We start from the raw sequence: 20,698 nt of genomic DNA on the forward strand, positions 1-20,698 counted from the left end.
CCCGCCATGACACCCCCCGACACCCACACAGCCCCGCCCCCGGCGGGACCGTACGGAAGCTGGAGCACCGAGCCGATGGAGTCGCTGTCCCTGCAGGACGCCGAACGGCGCTTCGGCGCCGGGAGACCCGAGACGCGGGGGCTGATCTGCGTCGTCGGCGCGGGCCCCAAGGCGCTGGCCACCGCGGCCAAGAGCCAGGTGCTCAGAGCACTGGGCGTGGACGCGCCTCGCGTGCTGGTCGTCGAACCCTACGACGTCGGGGCCAACTGGACGGCCGTCGGCGGCCGTACCAACGGCCGCCCCCGGCTGTCCACCAGCCCGGAGAAGGACCTCGGGTTCCCCTACGCCTCCCAGGGGCACGGTGCCGGGATCGACGCCGCAATCAACACGCGGATGCAGGAGTTCTCCTGGACGGCCTTCCTGGTCTCCGCCGGCCGCTACGCGGCCTGGGTAGACGCCGGCCGCCCCAGCCCACGCCATGTGGACTGGGCCGCCTATCTGCGGTGGGCCGCCGAGAACATCGACTTCCCCCTGGTCAACGGCTGGGTGCGAGGGCTGGAGACCTCCGGCGGCCAGTGGGAGGTCACGGTCGAAGGCAGCACCGGAGGGTCCGCCGTCCTCTGGGCCGACCGGGTCATGATCAGCGGCCCGGGCCCGCACGACGGCCGGCTGGCGAGCGACGCGGTCTGCAGCACCGAGGAGTTCTGGCGGCTCGGCCTGGACACCACCCTGATCGACCCCAGCGTTGCCGTGGTCGGCGGCGGAGAGACCGCGGCCGCCGTCGTCGAGGACCTGATCCGCCAGCACTCCGGCCGGACCACCGTGATCAGCCCGTACCCCGTGGTCTACAGCCGTGGCGAGGGCTTCTTCGAGAACGCCCTCTACTCCAGCCCCGACCGCTGGCGCGAACTGCCGGAGCGGGACCGCCGCGAGGTCATCGCCCGTACCGACCGGGGGGTGTACTCGCCCCGGGCCATCGAGGCCATCTCGACCGAGGCGGCGGTACTGCACCAGCAGGGCACCGTCACCGCCGTACGCCGTGCGGGCACCCGGGTGGAACTGACGCTGCACAACCCGGGCCGTGCCGAGGGCACCTGCCGTTTCGACGTGGTCATCGACGCCACCGGAGCCCGCCCCGACTGGTTCCTGGACCTGCTGGGGAAGCGGGCCCGCGCCGCCGTCGCGGCGATCGCCGGCGATGTCCCGGAGACCGCGGAAGCCCTGGAGCGGCACATCCGGGCGGACCTCTCCGTCGACGGCCTGCTGCCCAAACTGCTGCTGCCCACCCTGGCCGCCTATGCGCAGGGCCCCGGGTTCGCCAACCTGAGCTCGCTGGGGCTGCTGTCGGACCGTGTCCTGGCGGAGAACCGGAACAGCACCGTGCCCGCCGTACGGCCGCGGGTCTCTCTGCCGGAGGGCGGCAAGCCGGCATGACACACCCCGAGCAGGGTGCCCCGTCCCGCGGAACCCGGGACGAGGACACCCCACAGCGGGCCCGCCAGGACATCGCCGTCGTCGGCCTCGCCTGCCGGGTGCCCGGCGCGGACACCCCGGACGAGCTGTGGCGCCTGCTGGCCGAGGGGCGCCGCCCCGAAGGCCGGGCGCCCGAAGGCCGCTTCGCGGCCGCGGACGTACCGGCCGGTGTGCGCGCACAGGTCGGGCAGGGCTCCTACCACCAGGACGCCGGGCGCTTCGACGCCCGTCTCTTCGGCATGTCCGACCGGGAGGCCGCCGCCGTCGACCCCCACCAGCGGTGGGCGCTGGAGCTGGCCTGGACCGCCCTGGAGGATGCCGGGCAGGACCCTTCGGCACCGCGCGAGCGCGCCCTCGGCGTCTTCGTCGGATCCATGGGCGCCGACTGGGCGATGGAGCACGCCGCCCGCCGCCGCGGCGCCATCGGACCGGGAACCCTGGCCGCCACCGCGCCCTCGATGATCGCCGCCCGGGTCTCCCACGCCTTCGGGCTGCACGGCCCCAGCCTCGTCGTCGACACCGGGCAGTCCTCCTCGCTGGTCGCCGTCCACCACGCCGCGCAGGCCATCCGGGCGGGCGACTGCGACGGAGCCCTGGTGACCGCCGTCAACCTCAACCTCTCCACCGAGAACGCCACCGCCACCGCCTCGTTCGGGGGCCAGTCGCCCTCCGGCCGCGCCACCCTCTTCGAGGACGACGCCGACGGTTACGTACGCGGCGAGGGCGGCGCGGCCGTCCTGCTGCGTCCCCTCGCCGACGCGCTGCGCGACGGGGACCGCGTCCACGCCGTGCTCCGGGGCAGCGCCGTCACCCACGACGGCTCCGGCACCCTGCTGGTGCCGGCCCCCGAGGCGCACGCCAGGACCATCCGGCGGGCCTGCGCCGCCGCGGGGACCGACCCCGCCGCCGTCGGCTTCGTCGAACTCCACGGCACCGGCACCCCGGTCGGCGACCGTGCCGAGGCCGACGCCCTCGGCCGGGTCTTCGCCCGCCCCGGCGGCACCGGACCCGCTGTCGGCTCCATCAAGACCACCGTGGGGCACCTGGAGGGCGCGGCCGGACTCCTCGGCCTGGTCAAGGCAGTGCTGGTGGTCGCCCGGGGGACGGTACCGGGGACGGCCGGGCACCGGGGCGGTGAACTGGCCCGCCGCCTCGCCGACGACGGCATCACCGTGCCCGCGTCCCCCGTACCGTTGCCGCCGGGAGCCCTGGCCGGCGTCAGCTCCCTGGGCATGGGCGGCACCAACTGCCATGTGGTGCTTGCTCCGCCGCCGGTCCCCGCGGACTCCCCCGGGGCGGAAACAGCCGCGCCCGAGGCCGTTCCCGTGACCCTGTCCGCGGCCTCCTCCGAGTCGCTGCACGCCACCGCCGCCGCGCTGCGCGACTGGGCCGAGGCGGAGGGCGAGCTGCTGGCCCGGCCCGGGGCCCTCGCCTCCGTGGCCCGTACCCTCACCACCCGGCGCGCCCGGCTGTCCCGGCGCGCCTCCTTCACCGCCCGCTCGGCCGCCGAACTCACCCGGCGTCTGGACCGGATCGCGCAAGGCGCCCCGGGTCACGCCGTGCACACGGGTGCCGGGCCGCGTACCCGTACCGCCTTCCTCTTTCCCGGGCAGGGCGCCGAGCGGCCCGGTATGGGCAGTGGACTTCTCGGACTGCCCGGCTACTCGGAGCGGTTCGACGCCGTGGCGGCCCACGCCGACCCGCTGCTCGGCATTCCGCTGCGCGAGCTGACCCGGGTCCGCGACCGGGCGGCGGACCATCCGCTGCACGGCACCCGCTACACCCAGATCGCCCTGTTCGCCCACGGGGTGGCGCTCAGCGGCTGCGCCGAGGATCTCGGCGTGCGGGCCGACGTCCTCGGCGGCCACTCCGTCGGAGAGCTCACCGCCGCCCATGTCGCGGGCGTGCTCGACCTGGCCGACGCCGTACGGCTGGTGGTCGCGCGCGGCGCCGCCATGGCCGGGGCCGAGCCCGCCGGCGCGATGGTGTCGGTACGGGCCGGGGAGAGCCGGGTGCGCGAGACGCTCGCCGCCCTCGGCTCCGAGGTGGAGATCGCCGCTCTCAACGGCCCTACCTCCACCGTCGTCTCCGGAGACCGCGCCGCCGTGCTCGCCTGCGCCGAGGCACTGCGCGCCCGTGGCTACCGCACCCGGCTCCTTCCGGTCCGCCATGCCTTCCACTCCCGGCACATGGACCCGGTGCTGGCGGAGTTCCGCGCCACCGCCGCCGCCATCACCTACCGCAGACCGGTCCGGCCGGTGCTGTCCAACCTGAGCGGGCGGTTCGCCGAGGGCGGGGACCTGGTCACGGCCGACTACTGGGTACGGCACATCCGCCACACCGTCCGCTTCGGCGACGGCCTTGCCGCACTGCGGGCCGACGGCATCGGGCTCTGCCTGGAACTCGGTCCCACCCGTACCCTCACCCCCTTGGTGAGGGCCGCCGGGGAAGACGGCTCCGGGACGGCCGCCGCCTCCTTCGGGCACGAGGAGCACCCCGAGTACGCCGCCTTCCTGGACGCGCTGACGCTCGCCGCGTCCCACGGCCACCAGGTCCGATGGCCTGCGCTGCCGGGTCTGGACGCCCCCGGCTGGACCCCGCTGCCCACCTACCGCTTCACCGGAGGCGACCACGGGCCCGGCGAGCGGGCCGCGGCCGCCTCCCGCCCGCCCGGCGCAACGGCCGGGGCCCCGGGGCCGGCGGCAGAGGCGCTGCGGGACCCGCTGGCCCTGGTGCGTACGGCCGTCGCCGAGGTACTGGACATCGCCGACAGCCACGACCGGTCCGCCGACACACCACTCGCCGACCTGGGAGCGACCTCGCTCGACGGCCTGGAGCTGCGCGCCGAACTGGCCTCGCGCACCGGCCTGGACCTCGCCTCGTCGCTCGTCTACGACCACCCCACCCCCCGGGCGCTGGCCGAGCACATCGCCGCCCGCCTCGGGCAGCGCCCCGGCGGACCACCGCGTCCCCCGGCCCCCGCGCGACCAGTGCCGCGCTCCACCGGCTCCGGGCCGGAGCCCGATCCCGTGGTCGTCGCGGCGGCGGCCTGCCGGTATCCCGGCGCCGTGTCCTCCCCCGGGGAACTGTGGCAGCTGGCGTCCCGCGGGCCGTACGCCGTCGGGGACTTCCCCGGCGACCGGGGGGCGCACTGGTCCGACGAGCGGATACGGGTGCGGTCCGGCGGGTTCCTGGCCGACGTGGCGGGCTTCGACGCCCCCTTCTTCGGTATCTCACCGCGTGAGGCCCGCGCCATGGACCCGCAGCAGCGCATCATGCTCGAACTGTGCTGGGAGTCGCTGGAGCGGGCTGGGATCGACCCCCGCTCCCTGCGCGGCACCGAGACCGCGGTGTTCCTCGGTGCGATGGCGGGTGACTACGCACAGGCCGCCTACGAGGCCGGCGACGAGATCGGCGGACACGGACTGACCGGCACCTCCAACGCGGTCCTCTCCGGGCGCATCGCCTACCATCTGGGCCTGACCGGACCGGCGCTGACCGTCGATACCGCGTGCTCGTCCTCCCTGGTCGCCCTGCATCTCGCGGTTCGCTCGCTGCTGCAGGGAGAGTGCGGGATCGCCCTGGCGGGCGGGGTGACGGTGATGTCCACCCCCCGGATGTACCGGGATTTCCAGCGGCTCGGCGGACTGTCCGCGGACGGCCGCTGCCGCCCCTTCTCCGCCGATGCCGACGGCACGGTGTGGAGCGAGGGAGCCGGCGTGGTGGTGGTGACCCGCCGCTCCGAGGCACGTCGCCGGGGCCTGCCGGTGCTGGCCGTCGTCGCGGGCAGCGCCGTCAACCAGGACGGGGCCAGCAACGGCCTGACGGCACCGAGCGGCACCGCACAGCGGCGGGTCGTCGAACGGGCGCTGGCCGACGCCGGTCTGAGCCCCTCGGACATCGATGCCGTCGAGGCGCACGGAACGGGAACCGTGCTGGGTGACGCCGTCGAAGCGCAGGCACTCATCGACAGCTACGGCGCCTGCCGGGCAGGCACGGACGGCGGCCCGGGGCCCCTCCGTATCGGCTCGCTGAAGGCGCTGACCGGGCACACTCAGGCCGCCGCCGGAATCGGCGGGGTCATCACGGTCGTCGAGGCGCTGCGCCGCGCCGAACTGCCGCCGACCCTGCGCGGCACCGAGCCGACGCCCAAGGTGGACTGGCCGTCCGAGGCCGTGCGGATGCTCACCGAGCCGGTCCCCTGGCCGCGGGGCGGCCGCATCCGCCGGGCCGCCGTGTCCTCCTTCGGCATGAGCGGCACCAACGCCCACCTCATCCTGGAGGACCCGAATCCGGACCCGGGCGCAGGACCGGCCCCTGCCCCGGGTCCACAGCTCCCGCCGGGAAGCCACTCGTCCCGGACCCCGCTGCCGTTCGTCGTCTCCGCCGCCTGCCGGGAGTCGCTCGAAACCCAGCTGGACCGGCTGGGCAAGGCACTGGCCGAACCCGGCCCGGGGCTGCCGGAGGCCGCCCGCACCCTCGCCACCCGCCGGGCCGCGCTCCCGTACCGGGCCGCCGTCGTCGCCCACGACCGCGCCGGGCTGCTCGCCGGCCTGGAGGCGGCACGGACCGGGGCGCCGCGGGAGGGAGTGGCACGCGGCACCGCGCACGGCGAGTACGCCGTGGCCTTCGTCTACCCCGGTCAGGGCTCCCAGTGGCCCGGGATGGGCCGGCGGCTGCTGCGGGAGGCCCCGGCCTTCGCCCGCGAGGTGGAGCGCTGCGTGGACGCCTTCGCTCCGCAGGTGGGCTTCTCCGTCATGCGGCTGCTCGCCGGGGAGGAGCCGGCCGCCGTCACGGACTCCCTGGAAGGCATCCAGGTGGGCCTGTTCACGATGATGGCCGGGCTCACCGCCCTGTGGCGGAGCGGCGGAGTGGAGCCCGATCTGGTGCTCGGCCACTCCCAGGGGGAGGCGGTGGCGGCCTACGCGGCCGGGGCGCTGTCCCTTCAGGACGCGGCCGCCGTGGTCGCCACCCGGGCGCGGCTGCTCTCCTCCCTGGCGGGTACCGGCGCCATGGCCGTGCTCGGCCTGGACGAGGACGAGGCCGGGCGGCTGCTGGCCGGGCGCCGTGACGGGTCCGTGGAGGTCGCCGTCTGCAACGGCCCGGGCAGCACCGTGGTCTCCGGGCCGCCGGAGGCCGTCGCGGAGCTGGCCGAGCACTGCCGGCGCGCCGGGATCCGTACCGTCGCGGTCGCCGTCGACTACGCCTCGCACTCCGCGATGGTGGAGCCGGTGGCCGGTGCGCTGACCGACGGGCTCGCCGGGATCGTGCCGCGCCCGGCCCGTGTTCCGTTCTTCTCCACCACCCGGGCCGACTGGCTCACCGGCACCGAAGTGGACGCGGGGTACTGGTACGAGAACCTGCGCGGCACGGTCCGCTTCGCGGACGCGGTGGCTGCCGTCGGCGGTACCCGCCCCGTCGCGTTCGTCGAGGTCAGCCCGCACGAGGTGCTGACCGCGCCGATCGCAGCGGTGCTGGACGGTCTGGGGGAACGGCCCGCGCCCGTCGTCGGCACCCTCCGCCGCGACCAGGGCGGCTACCGCGACTTCCTCGCCCGGCTCGGCTACGCCTGGACCCAGGGTGTCCCGGTCCGCTGGGACGGCGCGCTGCCCGGGGGGCCGGAGGTGCCTCCCGGGGACGCCGCGGAGAGCGAGGAGGTCGCCGACCTGCCGCCCACACCCTTCCGGCACCGGCGGTACTGGATCCGGACGGGCACCCCGGCTCCCGCCCGGCCGGCCCCGTCGGCCCCGCCGCCGACGCCCGATACGACGGCTGCCCCCGGCACGGCCCCGGCCCCGGCGGACGCCGAGGCGGTCGTGCTGGCCCGGGTCACCGAGGTGCTCCAGCTTCCGCCCGGCCGGGCGGCCGAGGAGGACGACCGGTCCTTCCGGGAACTGGGGCTGGACTCGCTGACCACGATCGACCTGCGTCGCCGTATCCGGGAGTCGCTCGGAGTACTGGTGCCGATCGGCGCCTTCCGGACCCAGGACACCCCGCGGCAGCTCGCCCGCTGGGTGCGGGACCAGCTGACCACCACCGACGAGGAGCGGCGCGATGCCTGAGACAGCACCACCATGGACCGAACTGACCGCGGCCGACGCCGCGTTCACCGAGGAGAGACTGCCCGGGCTGCTCGACCGGCTGGCCGGGTACCCGCTGGCCGAGCTGGAATCGTCCGGCGGCCCGATACTGCCGCTGTTCCGTGAAGCGGGCGGCCCCGGACTGCTGATCCCCACCCGGCACGGCGGCCTGGGCCTGGGCTGCGGTCAGGCACTGCGGGTGCAGTCCGCACTCGCGACCCGCTCCCCCTCGCTCGGTGTGGGCACGATGATGCACCACCTGGCGGTGATCTCCTTCGTGGAGTATTTGCGCGTCCATGTGGGTGATGACGCGCCGCAGTGGTCTCTGCTGGCCGCCGTCGCCCGCGACCGCCGTCTGCTCGCCTCGGCTTCCTCCGAGGCCCGCCGCGGCGACGACGCCCTCGTACCGCGGACCACTGCCACCGCCGTCGCGGGAGGGGAGGAGTTCCTGCTGAGCGGCGCCAAAAAGCCCTGCAGCCTGGCCCGTTCGATGGACATCCTCACCACGAGTGTCCGCGTGTGTTCCGAGGACGAGCGGAACGGCACGGTCGCCCTGGCGGTCATCCCGGCCGGTCTGGACGGAATCCGGGTGCGCCCGTTCTGGAACAGTCCGGTGCTGGCCGCGGCCGAGAGCGAGGAGATCGTCCTCGACCAGGTGCGGGTGCCCGCCGTGATGCTGTTGCCCGGGGGGCACCCCGAGCGCGGCATGGACGAGCTCCAGACCCGGGCGTGGATCTGGTTCGAGATCCTCGCCTGCGGCACGTATCTGGGCACCGCCCAGGCGCTGTTCGACCGGGCCGCGCACTCCCCGCGCACCGATCGCCGGGCCCTGGGGGAGGCGGCCGCCGATCTGTACGCCTGCCGGGCCGTCTGCGCCGCCGCGGCCGAGACCTTCGACGCGGGTGCCTCGGCCGAGCGGGCCATGACCGGCGCGCTGCTAGCCCGGCTGCATGTGGAGGAGCGCCTGCCCGAACTGTGCTCCCGGCTCGCCCGGCTGCTCGGCGGACTCGCCTTCGTCACCGGCCCCGACCCCGCCTATCTGCTGTCCGCGGCCCGGGCCCTGGCCTTCCACCCGCCCGGCCGGGGGCCCGCCGCCGACTCCGTCGGCAGGCATCTGGCGGGCGAACCGCTCGACCTTTCCATCTTCTGAGGAGCACGACTGTGTCACGTCATCGTTCGGAGGCGGAGTGAGCATGGGGATGCCGATAGCCCACCTGGTGCTGCGGATCCGGGGCGAGCTGCCCGCCGGGTACGGGGTGGCCGCCCCCGGCGGGGACGGCCGTCCGGCCGCGCACACCGCCACCGCCGACTTCTCCGGGAAGGAGCCCGCGGCCGCTCTGTCCGCCTTCCGGGAGTTGCAGCGGGAGCAGTGGCACGACGCGCTGTCCCGCCCGGACGGCGACTGGACGCTGCGCGTCGTGCGGATGCCCGCCGAGCCCGGGGAACCCGGGGCGCCCGGGGAGGCGCATCTGGTCTCGCTGGCCGCACCCCGGTCGGCGGTCACCGCCCACCTGCCGTACACGGCGGCCGCCGCCCTGTGCGCCGGACTCCGGGACGACTCGCCCGCCGCCGCTCCGGACGCGGTCCCGGGCGCCGGTGCCGACACGGGTTCCGCGCCGCGCCCTGCGGCCCTGGACACTGGTACCGACACCGACGCCGGTTCCGCGCCGCGCCCGAGGTTCACCGAGCGGCGCCGTATCCACGCCGCCGTACCCGGCCGGATCCCCGCGGAGCGCTTGCGTCCCTGGCTCTCCGCCCTGCTGCCGGCGGCCTCGCCGGGCAGGGTGCGCGATGCCGGTGAGGGCCCCGCCGACGCGCCCTGGCGCACGGCGCACACGCCCGATCCCGAGGGCGGGTCCCTGCTGCTGGTGGACCGCGCCTGGGCGCTGGACCTGCCCGGGAACGCCGCGGGTCCGGGCCGTACCGTCACCGTCGAGGAGCACAGCGAGGACCCCCGGCACGCCTATCCGCTGACCGTCAAGGTGCGCACCGGGGACGACGGCGGCCGGACCGCCGTCGTCGACCACGATGTCACTGCCGTTCCCCGGGCCGACGCCGGCCGGCTGGCCGAGCGCATCGCCCGGGGCGAGTCCCTGCCCGCGCCGGACACCACCGCGCTGCCCGTCCGGATCGCCCGCCGGATCACCGGAACGCCCGACGCCCCCGCCGTGATCCGGGGGGAGAGCCGCCTGGACTACCGGGCGCTGGGAGAGCGCTCCGCCGCGCTGGCCGGGCTGCTGCGGCACCACGGCCACGGGCGCGGCAGCGTCATCGGAGTCGCGCTGCCCCGCTCGGCCGAAGCCGTTGTCGCGATCGTCGCGATCCTCCGTATCGGCGCCGCCTATCTGCCGCTGGACCCCGCCTACCCGCGCGACCGTCTCGCCTACATGGCCCGGGACTCCGGAGTACGGACGGTGCTCGGCGACCGCACCACCCTGGCCGCCTATCCGGAGCTCACCACCATCGCGGTGGACACGGCGGACCGCCCCGCGGGCGGGAGCACGGACGGAGCCGGCGAGGTCTGGGCGAACACCGGACCCGACGACGCCCTGTACGTGCTCTACACCTCCGGATCGACCGGCACCCCCAAGGCCGTGGTGCACACCGTCGGAGCCATCGGCAACCTGGTGGACTGGCACGGGCGCACCGCCACCGCCGAGGCGGACGGCCGGGTCCTGCAGTTCGCCAGTCTCAACTTCGACGTCGCCAGCCAGGAGATCCTCACCGCCCTGGCCGCCGGGAAGTGCCTGGTGCTGCCGGAGGACGAGGAGCGCACCGACCCCGAGGCGCTGGTGCGGCTGCTGGCCCGGCAGCGCGTCACCGAGTACTTCTGCCCGCAGGTGATGCTCCAGGAGGTGTGCCGCGCCGCACGGGAGACCGCCACCGCACTGCCCGACCTGCGGCACGTCTACCAGTCCGGTGAGCCGCTGGTGATGAACGAGTGGACGGCCCGCTTCCTGGACGCCAACCCCCGGGTCACCCTGCACAACCACTACGGCCCCACCGAGACCCATGTCATCACCGGCTTCCCGCTGGACCGGGGCGGGCGCGGCCATCCGCGCGGCCCGGTCCGCCTGGGCCCGCTGCTCGACACCTGTTCCGCCTATGTCCTCGACGAGGAGCTGCGGCCGGTGGCGGTGGGGGCGGTCGGTGAACTCTACGCCTCCGCCCGGCAGCTCTCCCGCGGCTATCTGGGGCGTGCGGCGATGACCGCCGAACGTTTCGTCGCCGACCCGTTCGGGCCTCCCGGTTCCCGGATGTACCGCACCGGGGACCTGGTGCGGCTGCTGCCGGACGGGCAGTTGTCCTATGTCGCCCGGGCCGACTTCCAGACCAAGATCCGCGGCCACCGGGTGGAGCCGGACGAGGTGACCGCCCGGCTGCTGGACGCGCCGGAGGTGGTCAACGCCGCGACTGCGGCCCGTACCACCGCCGGTGGCGCCAAGGTGCTGGTGTCCTATGTGGTTCCGGCCGCCGGTTCCGCCCCGGACCTGGCCGACCGGCTGCGCGACCGGCTGGCCGCCGCACTCCCCCATTACCTGGTGCCGTCCGCCGTGGTGCCGGTGGCCGCGCTGCCGCTGACGCCCAGCGGCAAGGTGGACAAGGCCGCGCTGCCCGAACCCGAGTCCGTCGCCCGGCCGTCGGCTCCCGCCGACGCGGACGGGACCGTCAAGGAGATCTCCCGTATCTGGGCCGAGGCCATCGGAACGGGTGAGCCCGGCCCGGACGACGACTTCTTCCAGGCGGGCGGCAGCTCGCTGGCCGCCATCGCGGTCGTCGCCGCCGTGCGCGGACGCTTCGGGGTCCGCATCGGCGTCCGGGACATCACGGCCCATCCGCGGCTGCGGGACTTCGCCGCCCTGGTCGACGACCGCGCCCGGGGAACCCGGGAGGAAGACGGCGAGCTCACTCTCGTCGCACAGCCCGGCCGGCGCTTCGAGCCCTTCGACCTGCTCGACCAGCAGCAGGCGTACCTCATGGGCCGGGGCAGCGACATCGAGGGCGGTGGCGTCGCCTGTCACCTCTATCTGGAGTACGAGGGACATGAGGCGACCGGTCCGGGCGACCCCGACGGCCTGAACGTCGAGGACGCGGAGCTGGCGCTGCGCCGGGTCATCGAGGCGCACGACATGCTGCGTACCGTCTTCGACGAGAACACCATGACCCAGCGGGTGCTGCCGCCCGCCGAGGTGCCGCCCTACCGCTGCGAGACGGTGGACGCGGTCGCCGACCCCGCGGCGGCCGCCCGGGTGCGCCACCGGCTCTCCCACGAGACCCGTCCGCCCGGTGTCTTCCCGCTGTTCAGCGTGGTCTTCGTGCGGCTGCCGGGTGGACGGCTGCGGATGTGCGTGAGCATCGACGCGCTGCTGGCCGACGCGCGGGGCGTCCAGGTGCTGTTCGATTCCTGGGCCGCCGCGCTGCGCGGGGAGGCCGCCGCCCGTCCCGGGACGCCTTCCTTCCGTGACTATGTCGCCGCCGTCGCCCGGATCCGTGAGACCCCTGAGTACCGGCGGGCCGCCGCCTACTGGGCCGAGCGGCTCGACTCCCTCCCCGAGGGCCCCCGGCTGCCGCGCCGCAGCGGCCCGGATGTGTCCGCCGGCGCCCCCGTGTTCGTCAACCGCCGCCATGTCCTCACTGCGGAGAGGTGGTCCCGGCTGTCCCGGGCCGCCTCCGAACGCGGGCTCACCCCCACCACGGTGGTACTCGCCGCCTACGCCTGGGCACTGGCGCAGTGGGCCGACGAGCCGCGCTTCGTCCTCAATGTGCCGCAGATGAGCAGGCATCCCGTCCACCCCCGGGTGGACGACGTCCTGGGCGAATTCGCCTCCTTCACCCTGCTGGACATCGATACCGCGGGTGTCTCCTCCTTCGAGGAACTCGCCGTCCGGGTCCGTGACCGGCTGGTGAGCGATCTGGACCACCGCCATTTCAGCGGTATGGACGTCACCCGCGAGCTGATCCGCCGCCGGGGCGGTGTCACCGGCGCGCTCGCCCCGGTCGTGATGACCAGCGAACTCGGCGTCGGCGACGGCGTGGACCGGATCCTCGACGGCCGGCTCCACGAGACCTTCGCGCTCAGCCAGACCCCGCAGGTCTGGATGGACCTGCTGCTGCGGGAGCGCGAGGGAACCCTGGTGCTCAACTGGGACGTGGTCGAGGAGCTGTTCCCGGTGCCCGTGGTGGACGGTGTATTCCGACTGCTCACCGGACAGCTGGAGGCCCTGGCCCGGGACGGCGCCGCCTGGTCGGCCCGTCCGCTCCCCGCCGTCACCGCGGAGCAGGCCGAGGAGCGCGACCGGGGGCCGCACCGGGAGCCGGCGGGTACCCTGCCGCACACCGTGATCGCCGCGCTGGCGGCCGCCGACCCCGGCGCGCCCGCCCTCGTCGACGGCGAGATCACCGTCACCCGGGGCGGACTCGCCGCCGCCTGCCGGGCGGTGGCCAAGGCCGTCGGGGCGGCGCGCGGCGGCCCCGCCACGCCGTCCGAGCCGGTCGCGGTGCTGCTGGAACGCGGCTGGCGGCAGTACGCCGCCTGTCTGGGTGTGCTGGAGGCCGGCCACCCGTATCTGCCCCTCGCCGACGATCTGCCGCCCGACCGTATCGCCGCGGTCCTGCGCCGGGCCGGTGTCCGTCTCGTCGTCACCGACGCCTCGACCGCCCGGACCGCCGGGCTCGCCGCCCCGGAAGGCGTGCGGACCGTGGACGTCTCCGCGGTGCGGCCCGATGCCGCGCCGCCCTCCGGTCCCCCTCCGGCCGACGAGCGCGGGCCGGAGGACCTGGCCTACGTGCTCTTCACCTCGGGGTCCACCGGCGAGCCCAAGGGCGTACCGATCACCTTCGGCGGGCTGGCCAACTGCGTCGAGCACACCGTCGAATCCTTCGGGCTGACCGCCGGCGACACCTCGCTGGCTGTTGCCTCGCTCCACCACGACCTGTCGCTGTTCGACCTGTTCGTGGTGCTGGGCGCCGGAGGCACGGCCGTCCTGGCCGGGCGGGGCTGCGCCGCCGACCCGCAGGAGTGGGCCCGGGCGGTCGCCCGCCACCGGGTGACGGCGCTGTGCGCGGCACCCGCCGTGGTGGAGATGCTGCTCGACGGTGCGGGACCCGGCGAGGCCCTGGAGTCCCTGCGGCTGGTCCTCACCGGTGGCGACTGGGTGCCCCGGCCGGTGCTGCGCCGGCTGCGCCGGGCCGCCCCCGGGGTGCTGCCGGTGAGCATCGGCGGCCCCACCGAAACCACCGGCTGGAACATCTGGCACCCGGTCCCCGACCCGGACGCCGACAGCGGTGAGTGGGCCTCCGTCCCGTACGGCCGTCCCATCTCCCGCACCCGCTACCGGGTCGTCGGCGACGGTCTGGCGGACCGCCCGGACTGGGCGACGGGCGAACTGCTGGTCTCCGGAGTCGGGGTGACGCCGGGATATCTGGCCGGCCCCGAGGGCGCCCACCGCCGTCACCACACGGACCCCGCCACCGGCGAGACCTACTTCCGCACCGGCGACCTGGGCCGGTGGCGCGACGGTGTCATCGAGTTCATCGGCCGCAGGGACGACCAGGTCCAGATCCGCGGTCACCGGGTCGAGCCCGGGGAGCTCGCCTCCTTCCTCAACGGCTGCCCCGGGGTGCAGCGGTCGGCTGTGCTGACCCTGCCGCCGGGCGAGCGGCACGCGGTGCGGGGGCTGGCGGCCTTCGTGGTGGTCGACGGCGACGCCGACCACGACGAAGCGGCCGAAGCCGTCCGCGCCGAGGCCTGGCGGGGGCTGCCCGCGCAGCTGCGTCCGCAGCGGGTCGTCGTCGTGGACACACTGCCCACCACCCGCAACGGGAAGGTGGACCGCGAGGCGCTGGCCCGCCGGTACGAGGAGGAGCAGGGCCGGGCCGGTTCCGCCGCCCCGGAAAAGAACCCGGCCGAGCCGGAAGACGCCCTGCTGTGGCTGGTACGGGACATCTGGTCGCGCCATCTGGACGGCGTACCGGTCGGCCCCGAGGACAACTTCTTCGCGCTGGGCGGCGACTCCCTGACCGTCTCCCGCGTGGTGGTGGAACTCCGGGAAGTGCTGGCGGGTGCGCGGATCCGCCCCGGCGGCATCTTCGCCACCCGCAGCGCCGGCGAGTTCGCCGCCCATCTGCGCCGGACGGAGGAAGCCCCCGGCCGGCTGGCGGAGATCGCCGCCCTGTACCGGGAGGTCTCCGCGATGACCGACGACGACCTGAACGCCTATCTGGAGGAGGAAGGTTCCCATGCCGGCGACTGACTCGGCGCCCGAAGCGCGCAGGGACCGGCCGCGCGCCCTGATCACCGGGGCCAGCTCGGGCCTCGGAGCGGCCTTCGCCGACCGGCTGGCACGGGACGGACACGACCTGATCCTGGTCGCCCGCGACACCGGGCGGCTGGCGGAGGTCGCCCGGCGGGCCGAGGAGCGCCACGGGGCGAACTGCACGGTACTCGGCGCCGACCTCACGGCCGCCGCCGACCGGCGGAAGGTGGCCGACCGTATCGAAGAGGGGGTGGATTTCCTGGTCAACGGCGCGGGCTACGGCCTGTCCGGAAGCTTCTGGGAGCTGGACCGGAAGGTCCTGGAGGACCAGCTCGCCGTCAATGTGACGGCGTCTCTGGAGTTCACCCACGCCGCCGTACGGACCATGCTCGGGGGCGGCGGCGGCACCGTGGTCAATCTGTCCTCCATCACCGGCCTGATTCCGGGCAGGGGATCCACCTACGCGGCGTCCAAGGCGTGGACCCGTTACTTCTCCCAGGGGCTGAGCGAGGCCCTGCGGGGGACCGGGACACAGGTGATGGTGCTGTGCCCGGGCTTTGTCCGCACCGAGTTCCACGCCCGGGCCGGAATCGATGTCCGCCAGGTCTCCGAAGGCTGGTGGATGGAGCCGGGCGATGTCGTCGACCGGTGTCTCGCGGATGCGGCGCGCGGCCGGACGTTCTCCCTGCCGGGACTGCGCAACAAGATTTTCATCGGCGCGGTGTCCCGGCTGCCCAGACCGCTGGCCCAGCGTGTCAACCGGATGCTCGGCAACGCCGGTGCCCGGGCCTGACCGCACCACCGACACCCACGGCCCATAACCCACAACCGACAACCGACAACCGACAACCACGGAAATCCTCTTGCCGCGCCCCGCGGCAACGCATCACTACGAAAGCGAAAACCCCCAGGATGAGAACTCGCCGAGCCTTCGCCGCAGTTGCGCTGACCCTGCCGCTCCTGCTCACCGCCTGCGGCGGCGACGACCCCGCGCCCGCCAAGGCCGCCGAGGGCAAGACCGCCCCGGCCCTTCGCGAAATCACCCATGACCTCGGCACCGTGAAGGTGCCCTCCGCGCCGAAGGCCGTCATCGCCCTCGACGAGGTCGCCGGACTGACCCTGCTCTCCTTCGGCATCAAGCCCGACGCGGTCTATCTGGCCAGCGCGCAGCCGCGCGCCCAGGAGATCCTCACCGCCAACGGCGTGAAGCTGCGCAAGATCGAGGTCGGCAAGACACCCGAACTGGAACAGCTCGCCGAGGACGCGCCCGACCTGCTGGTCGGTACCGGCGCGGCCGGGGCCACCGGGCAGAACTACAAGAGCCTCGGCCGGGTGGCCCCCACCGTCGTTCTGCCCATCGAGGGCGAGTGGCGCGAGATCGTGCGACGGACCGCGGGCTTCTTCGGAAAGGAAGAGGCCGGCAAGCGCCAGATCACCGCGGTCGAAACCGTACTGGGCACCGCCGCGGGCGCGGTGAAGAGCAAGCGGACCCTCTCCCTGCTGGGCAACTCCTTCGGCGCCAACGACTTCACCATGCCGCCGCACGTGCCCATCTCCACGCTGATCGCGGAGGCCGGATTCACCCGCCCCGCCTTCCAGCAGAAGAAGGTGAAGGGGTACTCGGTTCCGCTGTCGAAGGAGTACCTGCCGGAGCAGGACGCCGAGCTCATCGTCATCCCGCGCGGCGAGTTCTACACCCCGGACGCGCTGACCAAGAACCCGGCCTTCAAGGCCACCGGAAAGGTCCTCACCCCGGACGCCGACGTGTGGTTCGGCATGTCCGGCTTCGCCTTCTACGCGTCCGCCCACGACCTGAACACGCTTGCCTCCGGCAAGGGCAAGCTCAGCTCGGCCGACAACATCCAGGACATCTGGGCCGCCTATCTGGAAGCCACCAAGGCCTGATTCCGAGAGCCGCTGCGCCGCAGCGGACACGCGGTGCCCCCGTGGCCGCGGGGGCACCGCGCCACCAGCCGAGACGACAGGCCGAGGAGACGATCAGCCGGCGATGGCCACCGACACAACGAAGAGGAGGAGCACGGCGATACCGCTGTGGCTCCCCGTGCTCTTCCTGACCATATTCACCTTCTACACGGACGACCATGTGATCGCGGGCATCCTGCCCGAGGTCGCGGCCGGTCTCTCCGTCTCCGAGGCGATGGCCGGCCAACTGGTGACGGTCTTCTCCCTCACCGTCGCGGTCGCCACCCCGGTGGCCGGTCTGCTGCTGGCCGCCACCGCGCGCAGAACCGTGGTGCTCGCGGCCCTCGCCGTGTTCACCCTCGCCAACCTCGCCGCGACGGCCGTCGACCACTACGCCGCGATGGCCGCGCTGCGGGTCGCCGCCGCCCTGGCAGCGGCGGCAGCCACTCCGCTGATCTTCGCCGTCACCGTCGAACTCGCCCCCGAGGCCCGGCGCGGGCGCTATCTGTCCGCGCTCGCCGTCGGGGTCACCGGCTCCATCGCCTTCGGCGTCCCGCTCGGAAGCTGGATCGGCACCTCCTGGGGCTGGCAGGCCACCTTCGGGGCGATGGCGGCCTCGGGCGCGGTGTGCCTGGTGCTGGTGGCGGTGGCGCTGCCCGCCACCGCGCCCAAGCCGCCCCTGCCCGTCCGCCGGCAGCTGCGGGCACTCACCGCCCGTCCCATCCTCCTGGCCCTGACCGGCGGAGGCCTGGCCGTCATGGGCTCCGTCATGCTGCTCACCTACCTGGTGCCCTTCCTGGACGGTGTGCTGACCGAGCCGGACGGCGTACGCGCCTTCACGTTCGCCGTACTGGGGGTGGCGGGCACCGCCGGTGTCTTCCTGGGCGGCTACGCCACCGACCGGCTCGGCCCCGACCGCACCATCGCCTGGGGCCTGGGCGTGTTCATCATGCTGATGCTCGCTCTGGGGGCGCTCTGGCTGCTGCGCCCCGTGCCGCCGGCCGTGGTGCTCGCGCTGATCGCCCTGTGGGGCGTCACCGCCTACCTCAGCGCGCCCGCCGTGCAGACCCGGTTGTACCAGGTGGCCGGCGATCTCACCGCGCAGGCCCTCGCCCTGAACACCAGCATCGGTTACCTCGGCATAGCCGCCGGGGGCGCGCTGGGCGGCGTGATCGTCGCCCATGCCGACGCGGGCTGGCTGCCCGCCGTCACCGCAGTCACCTCGGCGCTGGCCCTGGCCCTGATCACCACCGCCTTCCGCGGGCCGCACGACACGGGCGCCCGCCCGGTCCCGGTCCCGGCCCGGCGAGACGGAGCCGCCCAGTGAGCGTGCCGCCCCCCGACCCGACGCCCGCACCCACCACCGTGGGTGCCCTGCTGCGCCCCGTCCGGGGCCGGCTCGTGCTCACCGCGCTGTGCTCGGCGCTGGCTGCCGTGGCCTCCGTGGTGCCCCTGGTCTGCCTGGTGGAACTCGCCCGGATTCTGCTGCCCGGTCTCACCGGGGAGCCTGTCGACGAGGGCCGGGCCCGGGCCGCCGTGGTCGTCGCCGCCGTCGCGCTGGCCCTGCGGCTGGTGCTGCTGCTGTGCGCCTCCACCGTCTCCCACCTGGCCGATGTGCGGCTGGGGTCGCTGCTCCGCCGCAGGGTCGTCGGCCACCTGGGCCGGGTTCCGCTGGGCTGGTTCACCCAGCGCAACTCCGGTCTGGTGAAGAAGGCCGTCCAGGACGATGTCGGTGCCCTGCACCATCTGGTGGCGCACTCGGTCACCGAGCTGACCACCGCCGCGGTGGTACCGGCCGTGATCGTCGGCTATCTGCTGCTGTCCGACCCGCTGATGACCGTCATCACCCTGGTCCCGGTGGCGGCGGGCATGCTCGGCCTGAAGATCGCCACCCGGGGCACCACGGAGAAGCTCATCGAGTACGCGGGCTCGCAGGCACGTCTCGGAGCTGCCGCCGTGCAGTTCACCGACGGCATCACCGAGGTCAAGACGTTCGGCACCCTCGGCCGGGCCCACGATGCCTACCGGGAGGCCGCCGAGGACTTCGACGACCGCCACCGGGACTGGATGCGCTCCAGTTCCGCCGGGGCGACCTTCATGGAACTGGCCCTCTCGCCGATGACCCTGCTGCTGACCACGGTGCTCGCCGGGGGAGCTCTGGTGCGCTCCGGACACCTCGGCAGTCCTTCGGAGCTGCTGCCCTTCGTCGTCCTGGGGCTGGCGATACCCGCGCCGGTGCTCGCCGTCGGCTTCAACTACCACGCCCTGCTCGCGGCCCGGGGGGCCGCCGCCCGGGTCCGGGAGATCCTCGCCGAACCCGTACTCCCCGCACCGGCCGAGCCCGCGGCCGCACCGGACGCCGACGCCGCCCTGCGCCTGGAGTCCGTGGACTTCGACTACGGCGGCCACGCCGCCCTGCGCGGCATCGACCTGACGCTCCACCCCGGAACCGTAACCGCCCTCGTCGGGGCCTCCGGGTCGGGCAAGTCGACCCTCGCCAAGCTGGCCGCCCGGTTCCACGACCCGTCCGGGGGACGGATCACCCTGGGCGGTACCGATCTGCGCGCACTCTCCTTCGAAGACCTCTACGCCCATATCGGCTTCGTCTTCCAGGACACCACACCGCTGCGTGTCTCCGTCCGGGACAACATCCGGCTGGCCCGCCCCGGCGCCGACGACACCGAGGTCCTGCGCGCGGCCTCCGCGGCACGGCTCACCGAGGTGATCGAACGCCTCCCCCGGGGCCTGGACTCCGTCATCGGCGACGACGCCGTCCTGTCCGGCGGCGAGTGCCAGCGCATCGCCATCGCCCGTGCCGTCCTCGCCGACCGGCCGCTGCTCGTCCTCGACGAGGCGACCTCGGCGGTGGACCCCGACAGCGAGGCGGCCATCCAGCAGGCGCTCAGCGCGCTCAGCGCGGGCCGGACCCTCCTGGTGATCGCCCACCGGCTGCACACGGTACGCGGTGCCGACACCATCGCGGTGCTCGACGGCGGCCGCGTCGTCGAACGGGGCACCCACGAGGAGCTGCTGGCGAACGGCACTCACTACCGGGCCCTGTGGGTCGCCCACCAGGGCGGCGAAGAACCCCAGCGGTCCGACGACACCACCGGAAGCGAGCTGTCGAACCGATGATCCGCTCCCTGTTCGCCCTGCTCGACCCGGCGGGCCGCCGCCGGCTGCGCGCCCTGCTGATCCGCGTCGGTACGGCGGCCGTCCTCCAGGGGCTGGCCGGCTGCACCCTCATCCCGCTGCTCGGCGCACTGTTCACCGACGACTGGGACGCGGTGTGGACCTGGGCCGCGGTGCTGGCCGGCCTGGTGCTGGCCCACCACACGGTGATGCTGCGCAACCACCGCCAGGCCGGTGAGCTCTCCAGCGCCCTGCTGCGGCTGCTCCACGCCCGGCTGGGCGAAGCGCTGACCCGTATCCCGCTGGGATGGTTCGCCGAAGGACGCGCGGCGGCCGTGAACCGGCTGGTCACCAAGACCGCCGTCGATGTGGCCACCGCCCCGGCCCATCTGGTGGCCCCGGTGGTGGCGGCGGTGGCCACCCCGGCGACCATCATCGCCGTCACGCTGGCCGTGCAATGGCAGATCGGGCTCGCCCTGCTGCTCGGCGCCCCGCTGCCGCTGCTGGCCTACCGTCTCTATCTCCGGGTCATCGAGCGCGTCGAAGACACCTGGGAGGCCGGCACCAACCGCGCCTCCGAGCGGGTCCTGGAATACGCGCGGCAGCAGCCGGTGCTACGGGCCTACGGTGGCGGCGGCGCTGCTCCCCTGGACCGGGCTCTCACCGACCAGGACGCGGGTGCCCGGCGCATGGTCCTGGGCAACTCGGCGGCCACCGCGCCGCTCTTCCTGGCCCTGCAGACGGTGCTCACCGCGGTGCTGGCCCTCACCGTCATGCTCGCCCTCGGCGGCGGAGGCGATATCGCGGTGCTGATCGCCGTGATGGTGCTGGCCG

9 protein-coding genes are annotated in these 20,698 nt (G+C 74.4%); all 9 read left to right on the plus strand.

Annotated elements, in window-relative coordinates; genetic code table 11:
- Positions 1-6 precede the first annotated feature (6 nt).
- On the plus strand, positions 7-1,434 hold the full coding sequence (locus ACWDR0_RS26930) for a SidA/IucD/PvdA family monooxygenase (RefSeq protein WP_456354362.1): 1,428 nt from the start codon (positions 7-9) through the stop codon (positions 1,432-1,434).
- The gene (locus tag ACWDR0_RS26935) at positions 1,431-7,535 is read left to right on the plus strand and encodes a type I polyketide synthase (protein ID WP_456354363.1); all 6,105 of its coding nucleotides are present in this window, start codon (positions 1,431-1,433) and stop codon (positions 7,533-7,535) included. The genes ACWDR0_RS26930 and ACWDR0_RS26935 overlap by 4 nt, the downstream gene beginning before the upstream one ends.
- Entirely contained in the window at positions 7,528-8,703 is a 1,176-nt protein-coding gene (locus ACWDR0_RS26940; protein ID WP_456354364.1) for an acyl-CoA dehydrogenase family protein, read from the plus strand. The genes ACWDR0_RS26935 and ACWDR0_RS26940 overlap by 8 nt, the downstream gene beginning before the upstream one ends.
- Positions 8,704-8,746: 43 nt before the next feature.
- Positions 8,747-14,806 carry an amino acid adenylation domain-containing protein gene (locus ACWDR0_RS26945; protein ID WP_456354365.1) on the plus strand — a complete coding sequence of 2,020 codons (6,060 nt, stop codon included), beginning with the start codon at positions 8,747-8,749 and terminating at the stop codon, positions 14,804-14,806.
- Positions 14,793-15,602, plus strand: a complete 810-nt coding sequence (locus ACWDR0_RS26950) for an SDR family NAD(P)-dependent oxidoreductase (protein WP_456354366.1) — start codon at positions 14,793-14,795, stop codon at positions 15,600-15,602. Before ACWDR0_RS26945 ends, ACWDR0_RS26950 begins: the two co-directional genes overlap by 14 nt.
- 119 nt (positions 15,603-15,721) lie before the next feature.
- Positions 15,722-16,714: an ABC transporter substrate-binding protein gene (locus ACWDR0_RS26955; RefSeq protein WP_456354367.1), complete on the plus strand. Its 993-nt coding sequence runs from the start codon at positions 15,722-15,724 to the stop codon at positions 16,712-16,714.
- 103 nt (positions 16,715-16,817) lie between these two features.
- Positions 16,818-18,059, plus strand: a complete 1,242-nt coding sequence (locus tag ACWDR0_RS26960) for an MFS transporter (RefSeq protein ID WP_456354368.1) — start codon at positions 16,818-16,820, stop codon at positions 18,057-18,059.
- Positions 18,056-19,867 (plus strand): ABC transporter ATP-binding protein, encoded by a 1,812-nt coding sequence (locus ACWDR0_RS26965; RefSeq protein WP_456354369.1) that lies wholly within the window; start codon positions 18,056-18,058, stop codon positions 19,865-19,867. The genes ACWDR0_RS26960 and ACWDR0_RS26965 overlap by 4 nt, the downstream gene beginning before the upstream one ends.
- Positions 19,864-20,698: ABC transporter transmembrane domain-containing protein (locus tag ACWDR0_RS26970; protein ID WP_456354370.1), on the plus strand; the 835-nt coding region annotated here is incomplete at its 3' end. The genes ACWDR0_RS26965 and ACWDR0_RS26970, both read left to right, overlap by 4 nt.

The sequence above is a fragment of the Streptomyces sp. NPDC003691 genome (genome assembly GCF_053981115.1).